The sequence below is a fragment of the Sphingomonas sp. GW821-FHT12D09 genome, assembly GCF_058807215.1.
The window spans coordinates 1,204,059-1,225,015 of sequence record NZ_JBXAQL010000001.1 but is presented as its reverse complement, the minus strand read 5'-3'; the positions used below and the strand labels follow the sequence as shown (position 1 = coordinate 1,225,015).

Annotated in this window: 13 protein-coding genes; 10 read left to right on the top strand and 3 right to left on the bottom strand. The window is 67.4% G+C overall.

Going from position 1 to position 20,957, the window contains the following annotated elements; translation table 11 throughout:
• Positions 1–174: 174 nt before the first annotated feature.
• The 6 genes from AC1RPL_RS05565 (at position 175) to AC1RPL_RS05540 (ending at position 9,562) form a co-directional block, all read left to right on the top strand.
• On the top strand, positions 175–1,626 hold the full coding sequence (locus tag AC1RPL_RS05565; RefSeq protein ID WP_493068257.1) for a tryptophan halogenase family protein: 1,452 nt from the start codon (positions 175–177) through the stop codon (positions 1,624–1,626).
• Positions 1,623–3,023 (top strand): tryptophan halogenase family protein, encoded by a 1,401-nt coding sequence (locus AC1RPL_RS05560; protein WP_493068256.1) that lies wholly within the window; start codon positions 1,623–1,625, stop codon positions 3,021–3,023. The genes AC1RPL_RS05565 and AC1RPL_RS05560 overlap by 4 nt, the downstream gene beginning before the upstream one ends.
• Positions 3,020–4,531, top strand: coding sequence for a tryptophan halogenase family protein (locus AC1RPL_RS05555; RefSeq protein ID WP_493068255.1), 1,512 nt, complete (start codon positions 3,020–3,022; stop codon positions 4,529–4,531). Before AC1RPL_RS05560 ends, AC1RPL_RS05555 begins: the two co-directional genes overlap by 4 nt.
• Positions 4,528–6,030, top strand: coding sequence for a tryptophan halogenase family protein (locus AC1RPL_RS05550; protein WP_493068254.1), 1,503 nt, complete (start codon positions 4,528–4,530; stop codon positions 6,028–6,030). Before AC1RPL_RS05555 ends, AC1RPL_RS05550 begins: the two co-directional genes overlap by 4 nt.
• Positions 6,031–6,125: 95 nt before the next feature.
• Positions 6,126–7,796, top strand: a complete 1,671-nt coding sequence (locus AC1RPL_RS05545; RefSeq protein WP_493068253.1) for a glycoside hydrolase family 43 protein — start codon at positions 6,126–6,128, stop codon at positions 7,794–7,796.
• On the top strand, positions 7,793–9,562 hold the full coding sequence (locus AC1RPL_RS05540) for a glycoside hydrolase family 9 protein (RefSeq protein ID WP_493068252.1): 1,770 nt from the start codon (positions 7,793–7,795) through the stop codon (positions 9,560–9,562). Before AC1RPL_RS05545 ends, AC1RPL_RS05540 begins: the two co-directional genes overlap by 4 nt.
• Before the next feature lie 36 nt (positions 9,563–9,598).
• On the opposite strand, the gene AC1RPL_RS05535 is transcribed toward AC1RPL_RS05540, so the two are convergent.
• Positions 9,599–12,007, bottom strand: coding sequence for a glycoside hydrolase family 3 N-terminal domain-containing protein (locus AC1RPL_RS05535; protein ID WP_493068251.1), 2,409 nt, complete (start codon positions 12,005–12,007; stop codon positions 9,599–9,601).
• A gap of 145 nt (positions 12,008–12,152) precedes the next feature.
• On the opposite strand from AC1RPL_RS05535, the gene AC1RPL_RS05530 reads away from it, so the two are divergent.
• The 3 genes from AC1RPL_RS05530 to AC1RPL_RS05520 all read left to right on the top strand — a co-directional run bounded on the left by AC1RPL_RS05530 (position 12,153) and on the right by AC1RPL_RS05520 (position 16,787).
• On the top strand, positions 12,153–13,244 hold the full coding sequence (locus AC1RPL_RS05530) for a LacI family DNA-binding transcriptional regulator (protein WP_493068250.1): 1,092 nt from the start codon (positions 12,153–12,155) through the stop codon (positions 13,242–13,244).
• Positions 13,245–13,467: 223 nt separating this feature from the next.
• A complete protein-coding gene (locus AC1RPL_RS05525; RefSeq protein ID WP_493069085.1) occupies positions 13,468–14,871 on the top strand; it encodes a sugar porter family MFS transporter in 1,404 nt (467 codons plus the stop codon).
• 137 nt (positions 14,872–15,008) lie between these two features.
• The gene (locus AC1RPL_RS05520; RefSeq protein WP_493068249.1) at positions 15,009–16,787 is read left to right on the top strand and encodes an IlvD/Edd family dehydratase; all 1,779 of its coding nucleotides are present in this window, start codon (positions 15,009–15,011) and stop codon (positions 16,785–16,787) included.
• Positions 16,788–16,946: 159 nt separating this feature from the next.
• On the opposite strand, the gene AC1RPL_RS05515 is transcribed toward AC1RPL_RS05520, so the two are convergent.
• A complete protein-coding gene (locus AC1RPL_RS05515; protein ID WP_493068248.1) occupies positions 16,947–18,995 on the bottom strand; it encodes a hypothetical protein in 2,049 nt (682 codons plus the stop codon).
• Between the two features lie 120 nt (positions 18,996–19,115).
• On the opposite strand from AC1RPL_RS05515, the gene AC1RPL_RS05510 reads away from it, so the two are divergent.
• Entirely contained in the window at positions 19,116–19,796 is a 681-nt protein-coding gene (locus tag AC1RPL_RS05510; RefSeq protein WP_493068247.1) for a GNAT family N-acetyltransferase, read from the top strand.
• A 96-nt stretch (positions 19,797–19,892) separates the two neighbouring features.
• On the opposite strand, the gene AC1RPL_RS05505 is transcribed toward AC1RPL_RS05510, so the two are convergent.
• A complete protein-coding gene (locus AC1RPL_RS05505) occupies positions 19,893–20,951 on the bottom strand; it encodes an FUSC family protein (protein WP_493068246.1) in 1,059 nt (352 codons plus the stop codon).
• Positions 20,952–20,957 lie beyond the last annotated feature (6 nt).

Sequence of the window (20,957 nt, the reverse complement as noted above, 5' to 3'; positions counted from 1 at the left end):
GTTGCAGGAACGCGGAAGCCGCTGATTTGTGGCGATTTTGCAACGGTTTCGCTGCATTGCGGCGGGGTTTTTGCACCTGCGAAAGGGCCGTTCCGGCCTCGAATCGCCCCCGTTCCGATTGACGATTTCGCCGCGGGAGCGCTAACATTCGCCCGGGAGAGGGGCATCGCAAGCATGCTGATACAGCGCGTACTCGTGGTCGGCGGGGGCACGGCGGGGTGGATGGCCGCCGCTGCGCTCGCGCATAAGTTCGCCGGCACGAACCTGGCTATTACCCTGATCGAATCGGCCGAGATCGGCACGGTCGGCGTCGGTGAGGCGACGATTCCGCACATTCGCCATTTCAACGCGACGCTCGGCATCGACGAGGCGGAGTTCCTCGCTGCCACGAAAGGCACCTACAAGCTCGGCATCGAGTTCGCCGACTGGGGCCGTGTCGGCGACAGCTACATCCACCCCTTCGCCGAGTTCGGCGCGCCTATCCACGGGGTTCCCTTCCACCAGCAATGGCTGGCGACCGGCCTGGCCGGAGCGTTCGAGGACTATTCGCTCCCCATACAGGCCGCGCGCCGCGGACGCTTCCGCCGTCCCGACGGCGCACCCTATAATTACGCCTATCAATTCGATGCCGGGCTCTATGCGAAATATCTGCGCAGCTATTCGGAAGCGCGCGGCGTCGTCCGGCGCGAAGGCAAGGTCGTCGACGTCGCGCTCGGCGGGGAGAGCGGCTTCGTCCGCTCGGTCACGCTGGAGAGCGGCGAGACGATCGAGGCGGACCTGTTCCTCGATTGCTCGGGCTTTCGCGGGCTGCTGATCGAGCAGGCGTTGCATGCCGGCTATGAGGAATGGACGCACTGGCTGCCCTGCGACCGCGCGGTCGCCATTCCCTGCGCCAATGTCGGGCCGCCCGCGCCCTATACCCGCGCTGCTGCACAGGAGTCCGGCTGGATCTGGCGCATCCCGCTCCAGCACCGCACCGGCAACGGCCATGTCTATTCTAGCGCCTTCACCAGCGACGAGGTTGCGCTGGAGACCCTGCTCGCCCAGCTCCCCGCCGAACCGCTCGCCGACCCCAACCGCCTGCGCTTCGTCACTGGCAAGCGCCGCACCCAATGGCTGGGCAACACAGTCGCGATCGGCCTCGCCTCGGGCTTCCTCGAGCCGCTGGAATCCACCAGCATCCACCTGATCCAGGTCGCGATCGGCCGGCTGCTCGATCTCTTCCCGACCCAGGCCTGGGATCCGCTCGATGCCGCCGAGTTCAATCGGCTGATGACGCTCGATTACGAGCGCGTCCGCGACTTCCTGATCCTCCACTATCACTGCCAGGAACGCGACGATTCCGACTTCTGGCACCACTGCCGCGACATGACTCTGCCGGACTCGCTGGAAACCAAGCTCGCCTTGTTCCGCGAGCGCGGCGTGGTCACCCAATATCGCGAAGGCACCTTCCTCGAGCCGAGTTGGCTCGCCGTCTATCTCGGCCAGCACGTCACGCCCCGTCACCATGATCCGCGTGCAGGCGGGGACGGTGTAACCGTCCAAATGGCCGCAATGCGCGCCGAGATCGCTGCCGCCGCCGAGGCGATGCCCGGCCACGCCGCCGCGCTGGGGATGCGCGCATGATCCGCAGCATCGGTATCGTCGGCAGCGGCGTCGCCGGCTGGATGGCGGCGCTGGCGCTCGTCCGCGCGCTGCCGAACGCGCGCATCGTCCTTGTCGACACCGAAGGCCCCGACTGGAGCCTCGGCCCGTTCGGCCCGGCCGAGGCCAGCCTGCCCGACTTCCCCCATTGGCTCGCCGATCACGGCGTCGACGAAGGCGATCTCCTCCGCGCCGCCCATGGCAGCTTCTCGCTCGGCACTGCCTTTTCTAGCTGGGCAGGGGATTCGGACTGGTTCCTGCCCTTCGGCACGATCGGCGCGCCGCTTGGCACCACTGCCTTCCACCAGCTTGTCGCCCGCCTCCGCGCCGGCGGGCACGCGCTGCGCCTGGCGGACTTCTCGCTCGCCGCCATCGCCGCCGCCGCCGGGCGTTTCGACCGGCCGAGCGAGGATCCGCGCTCGGTCCTCTCCAGCTATGGCTATGGGCTGCATCTCGACCGCGCCGGCCTCGCCGTTACGCTCCGCCGCGCCAGTGGCCTTAACGCCGCCGGTGCCTTCCGTGCATTCGCCGATGGCGCAGTCGAACTGCGGGACGGCACGCACGTCACCGCCGACCTCTGGCTCGATTGCTCCGGTCCCGCCGCACTGCTCGCCGGCGAGGGCGGCTGGGAAGACTGGTCCGCCTGGCTCCCCTGCAACCGCGTCGTCGAAAGCTGGAGTCCGGCCGAGGGCGTCCCGCCGCCCTACAGCCATGCCGGCGCCTTCGCGGCCGGCTGGCAGCGCACCGTACCGCTCGTCGGCGGACAGGGCGGTGCGCTCTTCTACGCCGCCGGCCATCTCCCCGAACAGCCTGGCGCCATCCCCATCGCCCAGGGCCGCCGCACCCACGCCTGGACCGGCAATGTCGTCGCGCTCGGCGCCGCAGCCACCTGTATCGAGCCGCTCCACGGCTGGAATCTCGCGCTTCTCCAGAGCGCGCTCGCCCGCCTGATCGCCCTGCTTCCCGCTACGCCGAATGGCCCTGAGCCCGCCGAATATAACCGCCTGACCGCGAACGAAGCCGATCGCGTCCGCGACTTCGCCATCCTCCATCACAAGACCAATGGCCGCGCCGGCGAAGCGCTGTGGGACCAGGCCCGCGCCGCGCCGGTGCCCGAGCCGCTCCGGCACAAGCTCGATTTGTACGAGAGCCGTGGTCGCGTACCCCTGTACGACGAGGAACTGTTCGAGGCGGCGGACTGGATCGCCGTGCTCGACGGCCAGGGCACCCGCCCGCGGCGCTACGACGCACTCGCCGACGGCATCCCCGAGCCGCAGCTTCTCCAGCACGCCGCCCGCATCCGCGAGGTCATCCTCGACGCGGTCCGCGCCATGCCGCATCACGGCGCCATTCTCCGCGCCGAAGGACTGATCGCATGACTCCCGCTCCCCCCATCCGCAGCGTCGTCATCGTCGGCGGCGGCACCGCTGGCTGGATGGCCGCCGCGGCGCTGGCCCGGCTGGTCGCCGCGGAGGTCAGCGTCACCCTCGTGGAATCCGAAGCGATCGGCACGGTCGGCGTCGGCGAGGCGACGATCCCGCCGATCCGCACCTTCAACGCGATGCTCGGCATCGATGAGCGCGAATTCCTCGCCGCCACCCAGGGCTCGATCAAGCTCGGCATCGAGTTCGTCGACTGGACCACGCCCGGCCACCGCTATCTCCACCCGTTCGGCGAGTTCGGCTTCGATATCGAGGGGGTGCGCTTCCACCAGATCTGGCACAAGCTCCATGCGGCGGGCCAGGCCGGCCCGCTCGACGATTACTGCATGTCCGCCGCCGCCGCGCGGCGCAACCGCTTCCTGCCTTCGAACAACGATCCCAATTCGGCGCTGTCGCGGCTGGTCTACGCCTATCATTTCGACGCCGGCCTCTATGCCCGCTTCCTGCGCTCCTATGCCGAGGCGCGCGGCGTACGCCGGGTCGAGGGGCGCATCGTCGAGACCGCGCTGCGCGGCACCGATGGCCATGTCGAGGCCGTGGTGCTGGAGGGTGGTGCCCGCGTCGAGGGCGAGCTGTTCCTCGACTGCTCGGGGTTCGGCGGCCTGCTGATCGAGCAGGCGCTGCATGCCGGCTATGAGGACTGGACGCACTGGCTGCCCTGCGACCGCGCCGTCGCCGTGCCTTCCGCCAATGTCGGCCCGCTCAATCCCTTCACCCGTGCCACCGCCCGTTCGGCGGGATGGCAGTGGCGCATCCCGCTCCAGCACCGCACCGGCAATGGCTATGTCTATTCGAGCGCGCACCTCTCGGAAGACGAGGCCACCGCGACGCTGCTCGCCAATCTCGATGGCGCACCGCTCGCCGATCCGCGCCCGCTGCGTTTCGTCACCGGGCGTCGCAAACAGGCCTGGGTGCGCAACGTCGTCGCGATCGGGCTGTCCTCGGGCTTCATCGAGCCGCTGGAATCGACCAGCATCCATCTGATCCAGGCGGGCATCACCCGGCTGCTCGCGCTGTTCCCGGACAGCGGCTTCGGCGATGTCGAGCGCGACGCGTACAACGCGCTCAGCCGCAGCCAGTTCGAGCGGGTGCGCGATTTCGTGATCCTCCATTATTACGCCAATGCCCGGACCGAGCCCTTCTGGCGCGACCTGCGCGAGATGACGCTGCCCAATGGCCTGGCCGATCGCATCGCGCTGTTCCGCAACCGGGGCCGAGTCTTCCGCCACGACGACGAGCTGTTCGCCGAGCCGAGCTGGGTCGCCGTGATGCGCGGGCAGGGGATCGAGCCCGCCGGCCGCGATCCGCTGGTCGAAGCGCTCGACCTGCGGGGGATCACCCAGATGGTCGAGCGCATCGGCTCCACCTTCCGCCGGGCGGCGGAGGCGATGCCCGATCACGGCGCCTGGCTCGCCCAGAATGCGCCCGCAAGGACTGACGCATGACAGACAGGAATATCCGCTCCATCCTCATCGTCGGCGGCGGCACCGCCGGCTGGATGACCGCGGCCACGCTCTCGCGCATTCTCGGCCCCGATTATGCGAAGATCACCCTGGTCGAGAGCGACGAGATCGGGATCATCGGCGTGGGAGAGGCGACCATCCCCCAGATGGCGACCTTCAACCGCATGCTCGGCCTCGACGAAGACGCGTTCATGCGGGAGACCAAGGGCAGCTTCAAGCTGGGCATCGAGTTCCACAATTGGGGCCGGATCGGACATCGCTATTTCCACCCGTTCGGCGGCTATGGCGTCGACATGAAGGGCGTGTCCTTCCACGCCTACTATCTCCGCCTGCGCCAGCTCGGCGAGGCGCCCGACCTCGACCAATGGTCGCTCCAGGCGATGGCGGCGCGCGGCAACAAGTTCATGCGCCCGATCGACGCTGGCAATTCACCGCTCAGTGATATCGCCTATGCCTTCCATTTCGATGCCGGCCTCTACGCCAGGTTCCTGCGCGGCTATGCGGAGGCGCGGGGCGTCACCCGCCGCGAAGGCAAGATCGTCGATGTGAAGCTGCGCGGCGAGGATGGCTTCGTCCAATCGGTCCAGCTGCAGGACAGCAGCGAGATCGAGGCCGACCTGTTCATCGACTGCTCGGGCTTTCGCGGCCTGATAATCGAACAGGCGTTGAAGGCCGGCTATACCGACTGGTCGCAATACCTCCCCTGCAACCGCGCCATCGCCGTGCCCTGCGCCAGTGTCGACGAATGGACGCCGTACACGCGCTCCACCGCGCACAGCGCCGGCTGGCAATGGCGCATCCCGCTCCAGCACCGCATCGGCAACGGCCATGTCTTCTCGTCTGACTATATGAGCGACGACGAGGCGACATCGATCCTGATGTCCAACCTCGACGGCGAGCCGCTCGCCGATCCGCGCACCGTCCCGTTCAAGACCGGACATCGCAACAGGATGTGGGTCAAGAACTGCGTCGCGATGGGGCTCTCGGGCGGCTTCCTCGAACCGCTGGAGAGCACTTCGATCTGGCTGATCCAGTCGGGCCTGTCGCGCTTCCTGACGATGTTCCCGGACCGCGACTTCAACCAGGCCGATATCGACCGCTACAACCGCATCATGACGACGGATTACGAGGAGATCCGCGACTTCCTCGTCCTCCATTACCACGCCACCGAACGCACCGATTCCCCCTTCTGGAATTACTGCCGGACGATGGAGATCCCCGAGCGGCTGGCCGAGAAGATGCGCGTGTTCCGCACCCATGGAAGGGCTTTCCGCGAGAATGAGGAGCTGTTCAACGACACCAGCTGGTTCGCGGTGATGCTCGGCCAGCTGATGGAGCCGGCATCGCACGATCCGGTCGCCGACGTGATGCCCCTCGACGAGACCCGCGACCGGCTCGCCCACATCCGCGAGGCCATCGCCAACAGCGCGGCCTACATGCCCAGACACCGCGACTTCATCCGGGACAATTGCGCCGCATGACCCAGCCTTTCTTCAGTTCGTCACCCGGACGCAAGCCGGGGCCCAGGCTTTGTCTGCTGCGTCGCCTGAGGCTCTGGGTCCCGGCTTTCGCCGGGATGACGGCAGGCCTGATGGCGCTGGCACAGCCCGCCGCCGCCCAGCCGGTCGCGACCTTCCCCTGGTTCAGCTATACCGGCAACGACCCGTCCGATAACCTCGCCTTCCCGCCCGGCTGGTATCACAACCCGATCCTCAAGGGCTTCTATCCCGACCCCAGCGTCACCCGCGTCGGCGACGACTTCTACCTGGTCACCTCCACCTTCGGCTGGTTCCCCGGTATCCCGGTCTTCCACAGCCGCGACCTCGTCCACTGGACCCAGATCGGCAACGCGATCGACCGGGCGGACCAGCTCGATTTCAAGCGGCTCGGCCTGTCGCGCGGCGCCTTCGCGCCTTCGATCCAGGCCAGGGACGGGATCTTCTACCTCCTAAACACCTGCGTCGATTGCGGCGGCAACTTCCTGATCACTGCGAAGAACCCCGCCGGCCCATGGAGCGACCCGGTCTGGCTGCCCGACCTCGAAGGCGGCATCGACCCGTCGATGTTCTTCGACGACGACGGCCGCACCTGGGTGGTCAATAACGGCCCACCCGAGGGCAAGCCCGAATATGAGGGCCACCGCGCGATCTGGATCCAGGAATTCGACCACAAGACGCTGAAGACCATCGGCCCGCGCACGGTGCTGGTGAATGGCGGCATCGACTTCTCGAAGAAGCCGATCTGGATCGAGGGCCCGCACATCTTCCGGAAGGGCGGCTGGTATTATCTCAGCTGTGCCGAGGGCGGCACCGCCGAGGGCCATAGCCAGGTGATCCTGCGCTCGAAGAGCGTCACCGGCCCTTATGTCGCATGGGAAGGCAACCCGATCCTTACCCAGCGCGGCCTGCCGAAGGACCGGCCGATGCCGATCACCTCGGCCGGCCACGCCCAGCTGGTCACCACGCCCGACGGTAAATGGTGGGCGACCTTCCTCGCCGTGCGTCCCTATGCCGACGACTTCTACTCCACCGGCCGCGAGACCTTCCTGCTGCCGGTCAAATGGAAGGACGGCTGGCCGGTGATCCTGCCGCCGAACACGCCCATTCCCTATGGCCACCCGGCACCGGCGTTGCCGCCGGGCGAGGGGGCGGACACGGGCGGTATCGTCGTGCGCACGATTATCTTCCGCGACGGCGATCTTCCGCGCGACTGGATGATGCTGCGCAACCCGCGCGCGCGCTGGTACCGGACCGGCGCCACCGGCCTGTCGCTCACTGCCCGCCCAGTCGGCCTTGGCGACAATGGCAACCCCAGCTTCCTCGCCCGCCGCCAGCAGCACATGAACGCAAGCGTGGAGACCTCGCTCCACTTCAAGCCGGAGAAAGACGGCGACCGCGCCGGCCTCGTCGCCTTCCAGAACGACGATTTCTGGTTTTTCATCGGCCTCCGGCGCGTCGGTGGCCGCGACCTGGTCGTGGTCGATCAGCGCGAGGGCCCGAACACACCCAGGCTCGGCAAGACGCTGTTCACGGTCGAGGATCCGCTGGCCGTGGAGTTCGGCCTCGATCTGCGTATCGATGTGAAGGGCAATCGCTATACTTTCAGCTACGGCCACGATCCGCACAGACCGGATGCCATGTACGACTGGAAGGAAATCGGCACGGTCGAGACCGACAGTTTGACCACCAAGGTCGCCGGCGGCTTCGTCGGCTCGGTCTTCGGGCTGTTCGCTGGAGCAGGGGAGTGAGGGGCGCGCTCCTCGCCCTCCTCCTCGGCGCGGCCTCGCCGGCGCTTCCGATCGATCTCAACCAGCTCGGCTTCCAGCCCGGCGATCCCAAGACCGCGATCTTCGAGGGCGGCGAGCAGCCGATGGCCTGGCAGCTGGTCGATGCGGACGGACAGGTCGTGGCGAGCGGCCCGACGACCGTCATCGGCCGCGACGCGGCATCCGGCCTGCGCCTGCAGCGCATCGACTTCAGCGGCTTCCGCACGCCCGGCAGGGGCTATCACCTCGTCGCCGGCAGCAGCGCGAGCGCGAGCTTCGATATCCGCCCCGATCTCTACGCCCCGCTCGCCCGCGACGCGCTCGCCTTCTTCTACCACCAGCGCGCCGGGGTTCCGGTCGAGGCGCGCATCGTCGGGGCCAAATGGGCACGCCCCGCCGGCCATGCGCACGAAGTCGCGAAATGCTTCGCCGGCAAGGACGAGCGCGGCCTCGAATGGGCCGGCTGCCCCTACAGCCTGGACATCACCGGCGGCTGGTACGATGCTGGCGACCACGGCAAATATGTCGTCAATGGCGGCATCGCGCTGTGGACGCTGCTCAACGCCTGGGAGCGCAACCCCAAGGCGCTGGCCCAAGGGGCCAAGCCTGCACCGGGCCTGCTCGACGAAGCACGCACCGAGATGGAATTCCTACTGAAGATGCAGGTGCCCGACGGCGCCAGGCTCAGCGTCCCCGTTGGCAAGCCCAGGCCGATTGCCGGCCAGCCGGCCTGGGAAGCTTCCCCGGCGCCCTTCGCCGAGATCGACGCCTCCGGCATGGCGCACCAGAAGGTCGCCGATCGCTGGTGGACCGCACTCCCCACGCCGCCGCAGAACGACACGCAGGAACGCCTGCTCTATCCGCCGACCACCGCGGCGACGCTCAACCTTGCCGCCACCGCCGCCCAGTGCGCGCGCGTCTGGAAGGGCAAGGACGACGCCTTTGCCGCACGCTGCCTGGCCGCCGCCGAAAGCGCCTTCGCTGCGGCGACGCGCAACCCGCAAGTCTACGCCACCAACAGCTTCACCGGCTCGGGCGGCTATGGCGACAATGACGTGTCCGACGAATTCTACTGGGCCGCCGCCGAATTGTTCGTCACCACCGGCAAGCCCGAATATCACCAGGCGGTGACAAATTCGCCGCATTTCACCGCGGTGGCAGGCGAACCCGGCTGGTCGCAGGTCGCGACGCTCGGCACGATCACGCTGGCCACGCGCCCTTCGCAATTGCCCGAACCCGAGGTGCAGCGCCTGCGCGCCGCCCTCATCGCCGCCGCCGACCGCTTCCTCGGCGACAAGGCGAGCAACGGCTACAAGATCCCCCTGGCCCAATATACCTGGGGCTCGAACGGCGCGCTGCTCAACCGGGCGATGGTGCTCGGCGTCGCCGGCGACTTCACGCGTGATCCGAGATACCGGGCAGGGGTGGTCGATGCGATCGACTATATCCTTGGCCGCAATCCCAATCGCGTCTCCTATGTCAGCGGCTACGGCACCGCGTCGATGCAGCATCCGCACCACCGCTTCTGGGCCCCCTCGCTGGATTCAAAGCTCCCCGGTCCGCCGTCCGGCGTGCTCTCGGGCGGCCCGAACTCGATCGCCATGGCCGATCCGGTCGCCTCGAAGATGAAGGGCAAGTGCGCGCCCCAGCGCTGCTGGACCGACGACGTCCGCGCCTATGCGCTCAACGAAGTCGCGATCAACTGGAACGCCCCGCTGGTGTGGGTGGGGGTGTGGTTGGATAACTAACTCCCTCTCCCGCGAAAGCGGGAGAGGGAAAGATCGTCACTCCACCGTCAGCGTGGCGCTCTTCAGATCCACCGAGTTCGGCCCCGCCGAGATCGTGAACGTTCCCGGCTCGACCACCCGCTTCATCTCGACATTCCACAGCGACAGGTCCGCCGGGGTCAGCTCGAAGCGCACCGTCTTCTTCTCGCCCGGCTGCAGCGTCACGCGCTGGAAGCGCTTCAGCTCGATCACCGGCCGGGTCACGCTCGCCTCGTCGTCATGGACATAGAGCTGGACGACTTCGTCGCCGGCGCGCTTGCCGGTGTTGGTCACGTTGACATTCACGCTCACCTTGCCCGCAACGCCGATCGTCGCGGAGCCCAGCACCGGCTTGCCCACTTCGAAGCTGGTGTACGAAAGCCCATAGCCGAACGGGTAGAGCGGGGTGGTATCCCCGAACAGATAGCCGCGCCGCGCGCTCGGCTTCTTGTTGTAGTAGATCGGCAGCTGGCCGACATTGCGCGCCACCGACACCGGCAGCTTGCCGCCCGGATTGAATCGCCCGAACAGCACATCGCCCAGCGCGTTGCCGGTCTGCTCGCCCAGATACCAGCCCTCGATCAGCGCCGGCGCCTTCTCGGCGAGATAGTTGACCGCATAGGGCCGTCCGTTGAGCAGGATCACCACCACCGGCTTGCCGAGCGCGAAGATCTCCTTGGCCAGCTGGTCCTGCGGTCCGGGCAGGTCGAGGCTCTCGCTGTCGCCCAGGTGATTGTCCGCCCAGGCCTCGCGGCTAAGCGCCTCGTTGCCGCCGAGCACCATGACGATGACATCGGCGTCCTTCGCCGCCGCCACCGCATCGGCGCGCAGCCTGTCGTTGGTCGCCAGATCGGTGAGCTTCACGTCGTCCTGGGCCCAGACGCGGCCCTCGGTCAGCCGCACGCCTTCCGAATAGTCGACCTGGAACTTGCCCTTGCCCTCGGCCTGCATCGCCTCGAGTAGCGAGACGACATGGTTCGGCACGTCCGAATAGCCGCCGATCGGGGTGTCCTTGGCGTGGGTACCGATCACCGCCATCCGCTTGATGCCGGTCGCGTCGAGCGGCAGCAGTCCATTGGAATTCTTGAGCAGCACCACGCTCTCGCGCGCCGTCTGGCGGGCGAGGGCAATCGCCTCGGGCGTGTTGGTCCGCTTGGCGGCCAGCTTCACATCGGCATAGGGGTTCTCGAACAGCCCGCCTTCGAACTTCATCTCGAGCACGCGGCGCACCGCATTGTCGATCTGGCCCTGGCTGATCTTGCCCTCCTTCACCAGCTCGATGAGGAAGTTGAAGCCTTCGCCGTCCGGCGTCTCGACGTCCACGCCGGCATCGAGCGCACGCGCGCCGGCAGCCTTTGCGTCCTTGAACATATGGTGGCGCGTCACGAGCTCGCGGATCGCGAAATAGTCGCTGACCACCGTGCCCTTGAAGCCCCATTCGCCGCGCAGCACGTCGTGGAGCAGCCATTTATTGGCGTGGCTCGGGATGCCGTCGATCTCATTATAGCTCGCCATCACCGCGCGCACCGGCAGCTGCGTCACTGCCTTTTCGAACGGCGGGAAGAAGTCCTCGCGCAGCGTCCGCTCGCCGAGCGAGGCGGGGCCGACATTGGTGCCGTTCTCCGGCTGGCCATGCCCGGTCATGTGCTTGAGCGTGACGAATACCTTGTCCTTGGCCAGCGGGAGCGTGGTGCCCTGGAAGCCGCGAATCGCCGCCAGACCCATTTCCGAGACGAGATAGGGGTCCTCGCCATAGGTCTCCTCGATGCGGCCCCAACGCGGATCGCGCGCCACGTCGACCACCGGGGCGAGCACCAGGTTCGCGCCGCGCGCGCGGGCTTCGGCGGCGGCGACGCTGAACACCTTCTCGAGCAGGCTCGGATCCCAGGTCGAGGCCAGCGCGATCGACTGCGGGAAGCTCGTCGCCCCCGGCGCGACGAGGCCGTGCAGCGCTTCCTCGTGCATGATCATCGGGATGCCGAGCCGGGTGCGCTCCATCGCCCATTTCTGCGCGGCGTTGATATAGGTCGCGGTTTCCACGGGATCGCGGTTCGGCGTCGCGGCATCGGCTCCGGCATTGTGCGTGCCCGCGGTGATGCCCTTGCGGTCCGACGGACGCGAGATCATGCCCAGGCCGTTGGGGAAGGACTTGCTCGCCCTGGCCGGATCGAACTCGCCCTCGGGCGTCTGGATATCGCCCTTCTTCAGCCAGATCGCGACGAGCTGCGCGACCTTCTCCTCCAGCGTCATCCGCCCAAGCAGGTCCTCGACGCGCGCATCGACCGTCTGGCCGGCATCCTTGTAGAGCGGCCCATCCGCTTTCCTGGCGCCGGCCGGGGCCTTTTGGGCCTGAGCCGGAACGGCGAGCATCGGGGTCAGCGCAGTGGCGGCGATGGCAAGCGCGGCGATGCGGCGGAAGTTGCGCAAAGATCCTCTCCTTCGGGTTCGCGGCGCGCCCGGCGCCGTCTCTGTTAGCGCTATCACTATCAACGCGAAGCCGGGACGGTCAACTGGTGCCGTCAATTGGCGCTGCCGATTGCATTTACCGTAACCGCGGCATATCCCCGAAACGATGAGCAGACCCAGCCGCAGAAGCCGAGGCACGGTCACCGTACAGGATGTCGCGCGCGCCGCTGGCGTGTCGGCGATGACGGTGTCTCGCGTCGTCAACGGCGGATCCAATGTCCGCGAGACGACCCGCCAGGCGGTTCTCGAAGCGATTTCGAAGCTCAACTACTCGCCCAACAGCGCGGCGCGCAGCCTGGCGGCGGGGGAGGCGACCCAGATCGGCCTGCTTTATTCGAACCCGTCCGCAGCCTATCTCTCGCAATTCCTGATCGGTGCGCTGGCCGCTGCCCGCCGCGCCGGCTGCCACCTCGTGCTCGAGGCATGCGAAGGCGAGCGTGCGGACGAGCAGGCCGAGGCCACCCGCCAGTTCGCCGCGACCAGCGTCGAAGGCGTGATCCTGCCGCCGCCGCTTTCCGAAGCCGCGCCCGTTCGCGCCGAGCTCGAGACCGCTGGCATCCCCTGGGTCTCGGTCGCGATGGGCCTGCCGCCCGAGCGCAGCCTCAACGTCCGCATCGACGATTGCGGTGCCGCCGCCGCGATGACTCGGCATCTGCTCGATCTCGGCCACCGCAATATCGGCTTCATCCGCGGCAACCCGAACCAGACCAGCTCCGCCGAGCGCCATCGCGGCTTTGTCGAGGCGATCGAAGCTGCCGGGCTCGACGTCAAGGCAATGCCGGTCGAGCAGGGCTATTTCACCTTCCGCTCGGGCATCGTCGCGGCCGAGCGGCTGCTCGATCGCGAGAAGCCGCCGACCGCGATCTTCGCCTCGAACGACGACATGGCCGCGGCTGCTGTCGGGGTCGCGCACCGCCGCGGGCTGCATGTGCCGCAGGACATCAGTATCGTCGGCTTCGACGACACCTCGCTCGCCACCACCATGTGGCCCGAGCTCACCACCGTCCGCCAGCCGATCGCCGCCATGGCCGAGAGCGCACTCACCCTGCTTCTCGCCCGCCTGCGCGCCCACCGGGCCGGCACGACCGACAAGCTGGAGGAGCAGGTGCTCGATCACGAGCTGATCCTGCGCGAATCCTCGGGCCCGCCTCCGGGCGTCGGCGCGAAGGCCGCACCGGCGAAGAAGAGCTGGCGCTAGGCTGCTCGCCGCATGAATACCCGACATCCGTCACCCTGAACTTGTTTCAGGGTCCAAATCTCCACGGGCGGTATCGTTTGGGGTTGGTTGGATGCTGAAACAAGTTCAGCATGACGATCTGTGGCGTTCAGGTCGCGCACCTCTTGCATTTCCCGCCGGATCGCGTCACCGTTACCGCTAACAATGCCGTCCGAACCGGGGCGCAATGGAGGGGATGAACCTGATGAATGATACGGCGCAGAAGGCCAATTTCGGCCTGATCGGCGCCATCGTCGCGGTGGCGACGATCGGCGGCCTGCTCTTCGGCTATGACAGTGGTGCAGTGAACGGCACGCAGGAGGGGCTGAAGGCCGCCTTCTCGCTCGACGCGGCCGAACTTGGCTTCACCGTCGGCTCGCTGCTGATCGGCTGCGTGTTCGGCGCCTTCTTCGCCGGTACGCTCGCCGATTCGATGGGCCGTCGCAACGTGATGCGCCTGGCCGCGATCCTCTTCCTCGGCGGCGCCATCGTCCAGGGCCTGGCGCACGATCACACCCTCTTCGTCATCGCCCGCATCATCGGCGGCATCGCGGTCGGCGCGGCGTCGGTGCTGTCCCCGGCATACATCTCCGAAGTCGCCCCCGCGAACATCCGCGGCCGGATGACGACGGTGCAGCAGATCATGATCATCACCGGCCTCACCGCCGCGTTCGTGGTCAACTACTATCTCGCCCGCGCAGCGGGTGCGTCGACCAACCATCTCGGCGGGATCGAAGCGTGGCGCTGGATGTACCTGATGCAGGCGATCCCGGCGGCGGTCTTCCTGGTCGCCCTGTTCTTCATCCCGGAGAGCCCGCGCTTCCTCGTCGCCAAGAAGCGCAACCCCGAAGCGCTGAAGGTCCTTACCGATCTGTTCGGCGCGACCGACGGTGCGCTTAAGCTGGCCGAGATCCAGGCGAGCTTCTCGGTCGACCACCGTCCGCGCCTCTCGGACATCTTCGCGCCGGGCGGCTTCCTCGGCATCCGCGCGATCGTCTGGGCCGGCCTGCTGCTGGCGGTGTTCCAGCAGCTCGTCGGCATCAACGTGATCTTCTATTATGGCGCCACCCTGTGGCAGCTCGCTGGCTTCACCGAGAATGACGCGCTGCTGATCAACATCGTCTCAGGCGTCGTCTCGATCGCCGCGTGCTTCGTCACCATCGCGGTGATCGACAAGATCGGCCGCAAGCCGCTGCTGCTGATCGGTTCGGCTGGCATGGCCGTCACGCTGTTCGTGATGGTCTACGCGTTCAGCCAAGGCACGCTCGATCCCGCCGGCAAGCTCGTCCTTTCGCCGCAGCTGGGCATGATCGCAGTGATCGCCGCCAATCTCTATGTGATCTTCTTCAACGTCAGCTGGGGCCCGGTGATGTGGGTGATGCTCGGCGAGATGTTTCCCAACCAGATCCGCGGTTCGGCGCTGGCCGTCTGCGGCTTCGCGCAGTGGACCGCCAACTACATCATCGCCCAGACCTTCCCGCAAATGGCGGCGTGGAGCCTCACCGGCGCCTACACCTTCTACGGCGTCTGCGCGGTGATCAGCTTCTTCCTCGTCCAGAAGTTCATCCACGAGACCAAGGGCAAGGAACTGGAGGCGATGGAGGGGTAAGAGAGGGGAGGGGCGACCCTCCTTCTCGCTCTTCGTCATCCCCGCGAAGGTGGGGATCCAGGGTCAGAAGCGACGTCGCCCTTGGCTCTGGATTCCCGCCTTCGCGGGGATGACGCGTTTTAGACCTGGAGTAACCGATGACGACCCGCACCCCCGTCCGCCCCTTCCGCTCGCGCGAATGGTTCGCCGCGCCCGGCCGTGCCGACATGGCGGCGCTCTATCTCGAGCGCTTCATGAACTACGGCATCACGCCCGAGGAGCTGACCAGCGGCAAGCCGATCATCGGCATTGCGCAATCCGGAAGCGACATCGCGCCGTGCAACCGCATCCATCTCGAGACGGTCAAGCGCGCCCGCGCCGGCATCCTCGCGGCGGGCGGCATCCCGATGGAGTTCCCGCTCCACCCGATCTTCGAGAATTGCAGGCGTCCGACGGCGGCGCTCGACCGCAACCTGGCCTATCTCGGCCTGGTCGAGATCCTCAACGGCTATCCGATCGACGCGGTCATCCTCACCACCGGCTGCGACAAGACCACGCCCTCGTCGCTGATGGCCGCCTCCACCGTCGACATCCCGGCGATCGTCCTCTCGGGCGGGCCGATGCTCGACGGCTGGCACGAAGGCGAGCTGGTCGGCTCGGGCACCGTGATCTGGCGCAGCCGCCGCAAGATGGCCGCGGGCGAGATCGACGAAGCCGAGTTCCTCAAGCGCGCGATGGAAAGCGCCCCCTCGTCGGGCCATTGCAACACCATGGGCACCGCCTCGACGATGAACAGCATCGCCGAGGGCCTCGGCATGTCGCTGCCCGGCTGCGCGATGATCCCCGCGCCTTACCGCGAGCGTGGCCAGATGGCGTACGAGACCGGCAAGCGCATCGTCGAGATGGCCTATGAAGACCTGCGCCCCTCGAACATCCTGACTCGCGAGAGTTTCCTCAACGCGATCAAGCTGCTGACGGCGATCGGCGGCTCGACCAACGCCCAGCCGCACCTCGTCGCCATGGCTCGCCACGCCGGCATCGAGATCACCCCGGACGACTGGCGCACCGGCTATGACCTGCCTTTGGTGGTCAACATGCAGCCGGCGGGCGAATTCCTGTCGGAGCGCTTCCACCGCGCCGGCGGCATCCCCGCCGTCCTCACCGAGATGCTCGCCAATGGCGCGCTAGACGGCAGCGTGCTCACCTGCACCGGCAAGACCCTCGCCGAGAACATTGCCGACAGCCACGTGTCCGACCGCGCCGTGATCTTCGAATGGGACAAGCCGCTCAAGGAAAGGGCTGGCTTCCTCGTCCTCTCGGGCAACCTGTTCGACATGGCGATCATGAAGACCAGCGTGATCTCCGACGATTTCCGCACCCGCTATCTCTCCCGCCCCGGCGCCGAAGGCGTGTTCGAGGGCCGCGCGATCGTGTTCGACGGCTCGGACGACTATCACCACAACATCAACGATCCGGCGCTGGCCATCGACGCCAATTGCATCCTGGTGATCCGCGGCTCGGGCCCGATCGGCTGGCCCGGCTCGGCCGAGGTGGTGAACATGCAGCCGCCAGACGCGCTGATCCAGCAGGGCATCATGAGCCTGCCGACCTTGGGCGACGGCCGCCAGTCGGGCACGTCGGACAGCCCCTCGATCCTCAACGCCTCGCCCGAAAGTGCTGCGGGCGGGGGCCTCGCCTGGCTGCGCACCGGCGACACGATCCGCATCGACCTGAACGCCGGCACCTGCGACGCGCTGGTCGAAGCGGACGAGATCGCCCGCCGCAGGACCGAGCCGGCCCCGCCGATCCCGGAGAGCAACACCCCCTGGGAAGAGCTCTACCGCGAAAAGGTCGGCCAGCTGGGCGAGGGCGGGGTGCTCGACTTCGCGCTCAAGTACCGCAAGACCAGCGAGAAGGTGCCCCGGCACAATCATTGAGCCAATAATTCCTCCCCTGCTCGCTGGGGGAGGGGGACCGCCCGCGAAGCGGGTGGTGGAGGGGCGGCGGTGGCACACCGCCGACTGGCGTCGGCGGCCCCTCCACCAGCCTGCGGCTGGTCCTCCTCCCCGAGACAAGCTCGGGGAGGATTTGAGGAACTAAGCCGCCAGTCCGATCTCCGCCGCCTTCTCCGCATCATACCAGGCGTCGATCATCCCGCTGATCCGCTGCAGCGCCGACGGCACATAGTGGTGCGCATGCACCAGCTCGTCCGAAGCGAGTTCCTCGCCCAGCTCGACCAGCGTGAACACCCCGGGCCAGCGCTTCGCCACGCCCCGCCAATAATGGTTGAGCACCGGGTGCCACACTTGGCTGCGCTCGGGCACGCAGCCCATGTGCAGCTCGTACATCTTCAGCCCCAGCCCCTGGGGCGGCAGGAAGAGCAGGCATTTGTGCCCGCCCTGCACGACCATATCCACAAACAGCCCGGCGCATTCGAGGAAGAGTTCGTAATCGATGACGGGCGAGTATTTCTCCCAGCGCCAGTCGATGTAATCGCTCGCCGCGGCATAGACGAGATAGCGCGGGAAATGCTGCTCCTTGTACGCCCCGGTCTTCATCTGCGGCAGGCTGAACAGCCGCGGGTTGTTGTCGAAGTCTGTCACCGCCTGGTGACGGCTGTAATGGAAGAACGCGCCCGACTGGCAGTCCGCCATGATGCGCAGGTCCACCTTGCTCCAGTCCCGCGGCGATTCCTCGGCCAGCACGCGCGCGCGAACATCGGGCTCCGCATAGGAAAGCACCGTGATCGCCCGCGCCGATTGCGGCGGCAGCGGCTTGCGGAACTGCGGGCTGGCACCAAGCTTGTAGCCGCGCTCGGCAAGCATGCGGATCATCGCATCCTCGACGCCCATGTGCATGATCCGGCACGAGAAGGCGAAATGCTCGAGCGTCCTGGTGCGGAAGGCATACACCGCCACCCCGACCAGCCCGTAATAGCCGTATTTGTCCCACACGAACGCGCAGAGCGTCTCGTAATGGTCGATGTCCTGGATCTTGTCGCGGATCGTGCCCGGCTCGATCCGGCTCTGGGTATAGTTGAGCTGGTTGGAGCGGTTGATCAGCTCCTCGATCCGCTCGGCGAACTCCAGATTGTCCATCCGGTCGGTGAAGGTGGCGTGGATGCCGCTCTTCAGCAGGAACTCCTCGTCGCTCAGCTGCTCGCCCTCGCGCTCGGCGACCTTGGTCTCGAGCAGACGATAATCGGCCACGCGGCTCTTGGCGACATGGGCGTTCTCGATGAGCAATTGCTCGAGCAGCGCGTCGCATTCGGGCGTGGTCGCGTCGATCACGCGGATCCCCGGCACCGCATCCATGACTTCGCGCAGATTATGCCCGTTATCGTCGATGAAGAGGACGTTTTCGGGTCGCAGCTGCATGTCCGCGATCATCTGCCGGATCACTGCGCCCTTGGGCACGAAGGCGACACGCGGGAAGACGAACTCGTCCCACAGCCCAAAGCCCTCCAGCGCCGCTTTGGCCTTGGCCAGTTCGTTCTTCGAGCAGATCGCCGAGACAACGCCGTGCCGGTTGAAGGCGCGGACGAACTCCGCCCGCTTCTCGATCAGCACCGGCACGTCGCCATCGGCCAGCGTGCCGTGCCACAGCGTATCGTCCAGGTCCCAGACGATCAGCTTGGCCTTGAACCGCTCGGCCTTTTCCGCCGCCGGCGCGTAATGCGCGGCAATCGCCGCGGCGGGCGGCCCGAAGAAGCTTTCGACGCGGCCGGGCCGCGCCTGGTCGAGGAAGGTCGCCACCGCCGCGCGCTGGCCGCTCTGGCCCGCCAGGATCGCGGTGCAATAGACGATGGCGTCGTCCAGCTCCGCCGGCGTTCCCAGCGCGCCTTCGGGCAGCGCCGCGGTAAGCAGGTCGAGAAGCTGTTGCGCCAGCCGGGGCGGGCAGGCGTTGATCGCGCCCAACACCGGCACCACGTCGCCGCCGTCCAGCGCATCGACCAGCTGGCCCAGGATCGCCGCAAGCACCAGTTGCCCGCGCGCGCTCTCCCAGAAGCCGGCATGCCGCTCGGCGAGCAGCATGACATTGGGCAACAGGGTCACATCCTCCTTCGCCACCAGCTCCTCGGCCAGGTCGGCAAAGCCATCGTCGGTCAGGTCGGTCCCGATCCAGATGCTCGAAATCTCTTGCACGCTATCCCCCGAAACGTTCGCGCGCGATCATGGCCGCGCGACGGTTAACAGCGCGTAAGCCATGTACCGCGTACGGAACGGACGGCTTTCATCGGGCGCGGCGAGGGGCATGAGAGCAGCATGTCGCATCCGCTCGACAACCCGGCCTGGGCCGCGCTCGCCACCAGCCAGAAGCACCTCGCGCGCGGCGGGGGATCGGCGCTGCGCTACGATCCCGACTATGCGATCTTCGCCACCGCGGACGGTCATGACGATGCCGCGCTGGAAATGCTCGGCCGCCTGGTCGCCGCCACCGGCCCGGCGATCATACTCGAGAAGAACCCGCTGCCGCCGATCCCGAACACAAGCGTCCAGAAGCACCGGATGGGCGTGCAGATGTTCGCGGAGACCCCACTGCCCGCCGATCCCGACTTCGCCTTCGAGATCCTTGGCGACGCGGATGCCCCGGAGATGCTGGCGCTCGCCACCCTCACCGAGCCGGGCCCCTTCTTCGCCCGCACCCACCAGCTCGGCCGCTTCATCGGCGTCCGCAGCGAGGGGAGGCTGATCGCCATGGCCGGCGAGCGCATGCGGACACATGGGTACACCGAAGTGAGCGGGGTCTGCACCCACCCCGATTTCCGCGGGCACGGTCTCGCCGGCAAGCTGATGCGCACCGTCGCCGCCCGCATCGTCGCTGAGGGCGATCGGCCCTTCCTGCATGCGTACGCGGACAATGCGTCCGCAATCGCGCTGTACGAGCGGCTGGGATATCGCTGGCGGATCGACGTCAACGTCACCGTGCTGGCGCCTTCGCTCTAATACGTCACCCCGGCGAAAGCCGGGGCCCAGGGTTACTCTTCCTAGGCGGTCCTGCTTGACCCTGGGTCCCGGCTTTCGCAGGGATGACGGTGGGGGTTAACTGCGTACGTTCCGCCCCAGCCACCAATCCATCCCAAAATTCGCCACCAGGATCACCGCCGCCCCGCCCAGCGTAGCGATCAGCCGGTCGACCAGCAGCCCGTCGGTCCCCTCTGCTCCGGCATCCATCGCCAGCAGGATCACCGGCGTCGAGAGCAAGCAATAGAGCGCATAGTTTCCGGCTCGCGCCAGCGGTGCCGCCACGCCCAGCAGCAGCACGCACGCCGCCAGCAGAACATGCCCCGGCGCCAAATGCAGGATCAGCCCCGCCAGCGCGACACCGCCCAGCGTGCCGGCCACGCGCTGGGTGATCTGCACCGGCAGATGCTCGAGCGCGCGCGGGGTGAGCAGCGCGATGGTCAGCACCACCCAGCCGAAATGCCGTTCGGGCCAGAGGTCGCGCAACAACACCGCAGCGGTGAGCCCGAAGCCGAGCCGGATCGGATACTGCCAGCCCGCAAGCGTACGCATCGTGCGCCGAAAGTGACTCCGCCGCTGCCGGGGCGTCACCACCCGCGCCCGCGGCGCCTCGGCGGGGGCAGGAGCGTGCGGCCTTCCGAACAATCGCCGTAACACCGCGCGCCACAGCGCGCCGAGCCCGAACAGCAGCGCCGCCCCGCCGCGATGCGCACCGCCGCTCCCCGACGTTGCCAGCCCGAGGTTCAGGATCAGGAAGATAATGAACCGGATCGCGCCGCCGGCCACGGGCCGGCTCCAGTTGACCAGCGTCGAGGCGGCGATGCTCAGCGCCACCATCGCCGCATCGCCCCAGGGCATGCGCGCCAGCAGCAGCGCGACGGGTACCGCGAGTAACGCCGGCCCGACCGCCGCCAGCCCATGGCCGCTCTCCGCCTGCCCGGGCGCTTCATTGGCGAGCAGCATCGATCCCAGGCCGATCACCAGGCCCATGGCGGGCTTGCCCAGCACGAAGCCGGCAAGCACCGGCACCCCCATGGCGAAAGCCGCCAATGCAAGTGTCCGGAGCGTCAACGTCTCGGTCGGCGTCCAGCGGAACGCCTCGCTTAGATGTGCACGGTGCTTCGTCGACAGGCGCATGCCGGC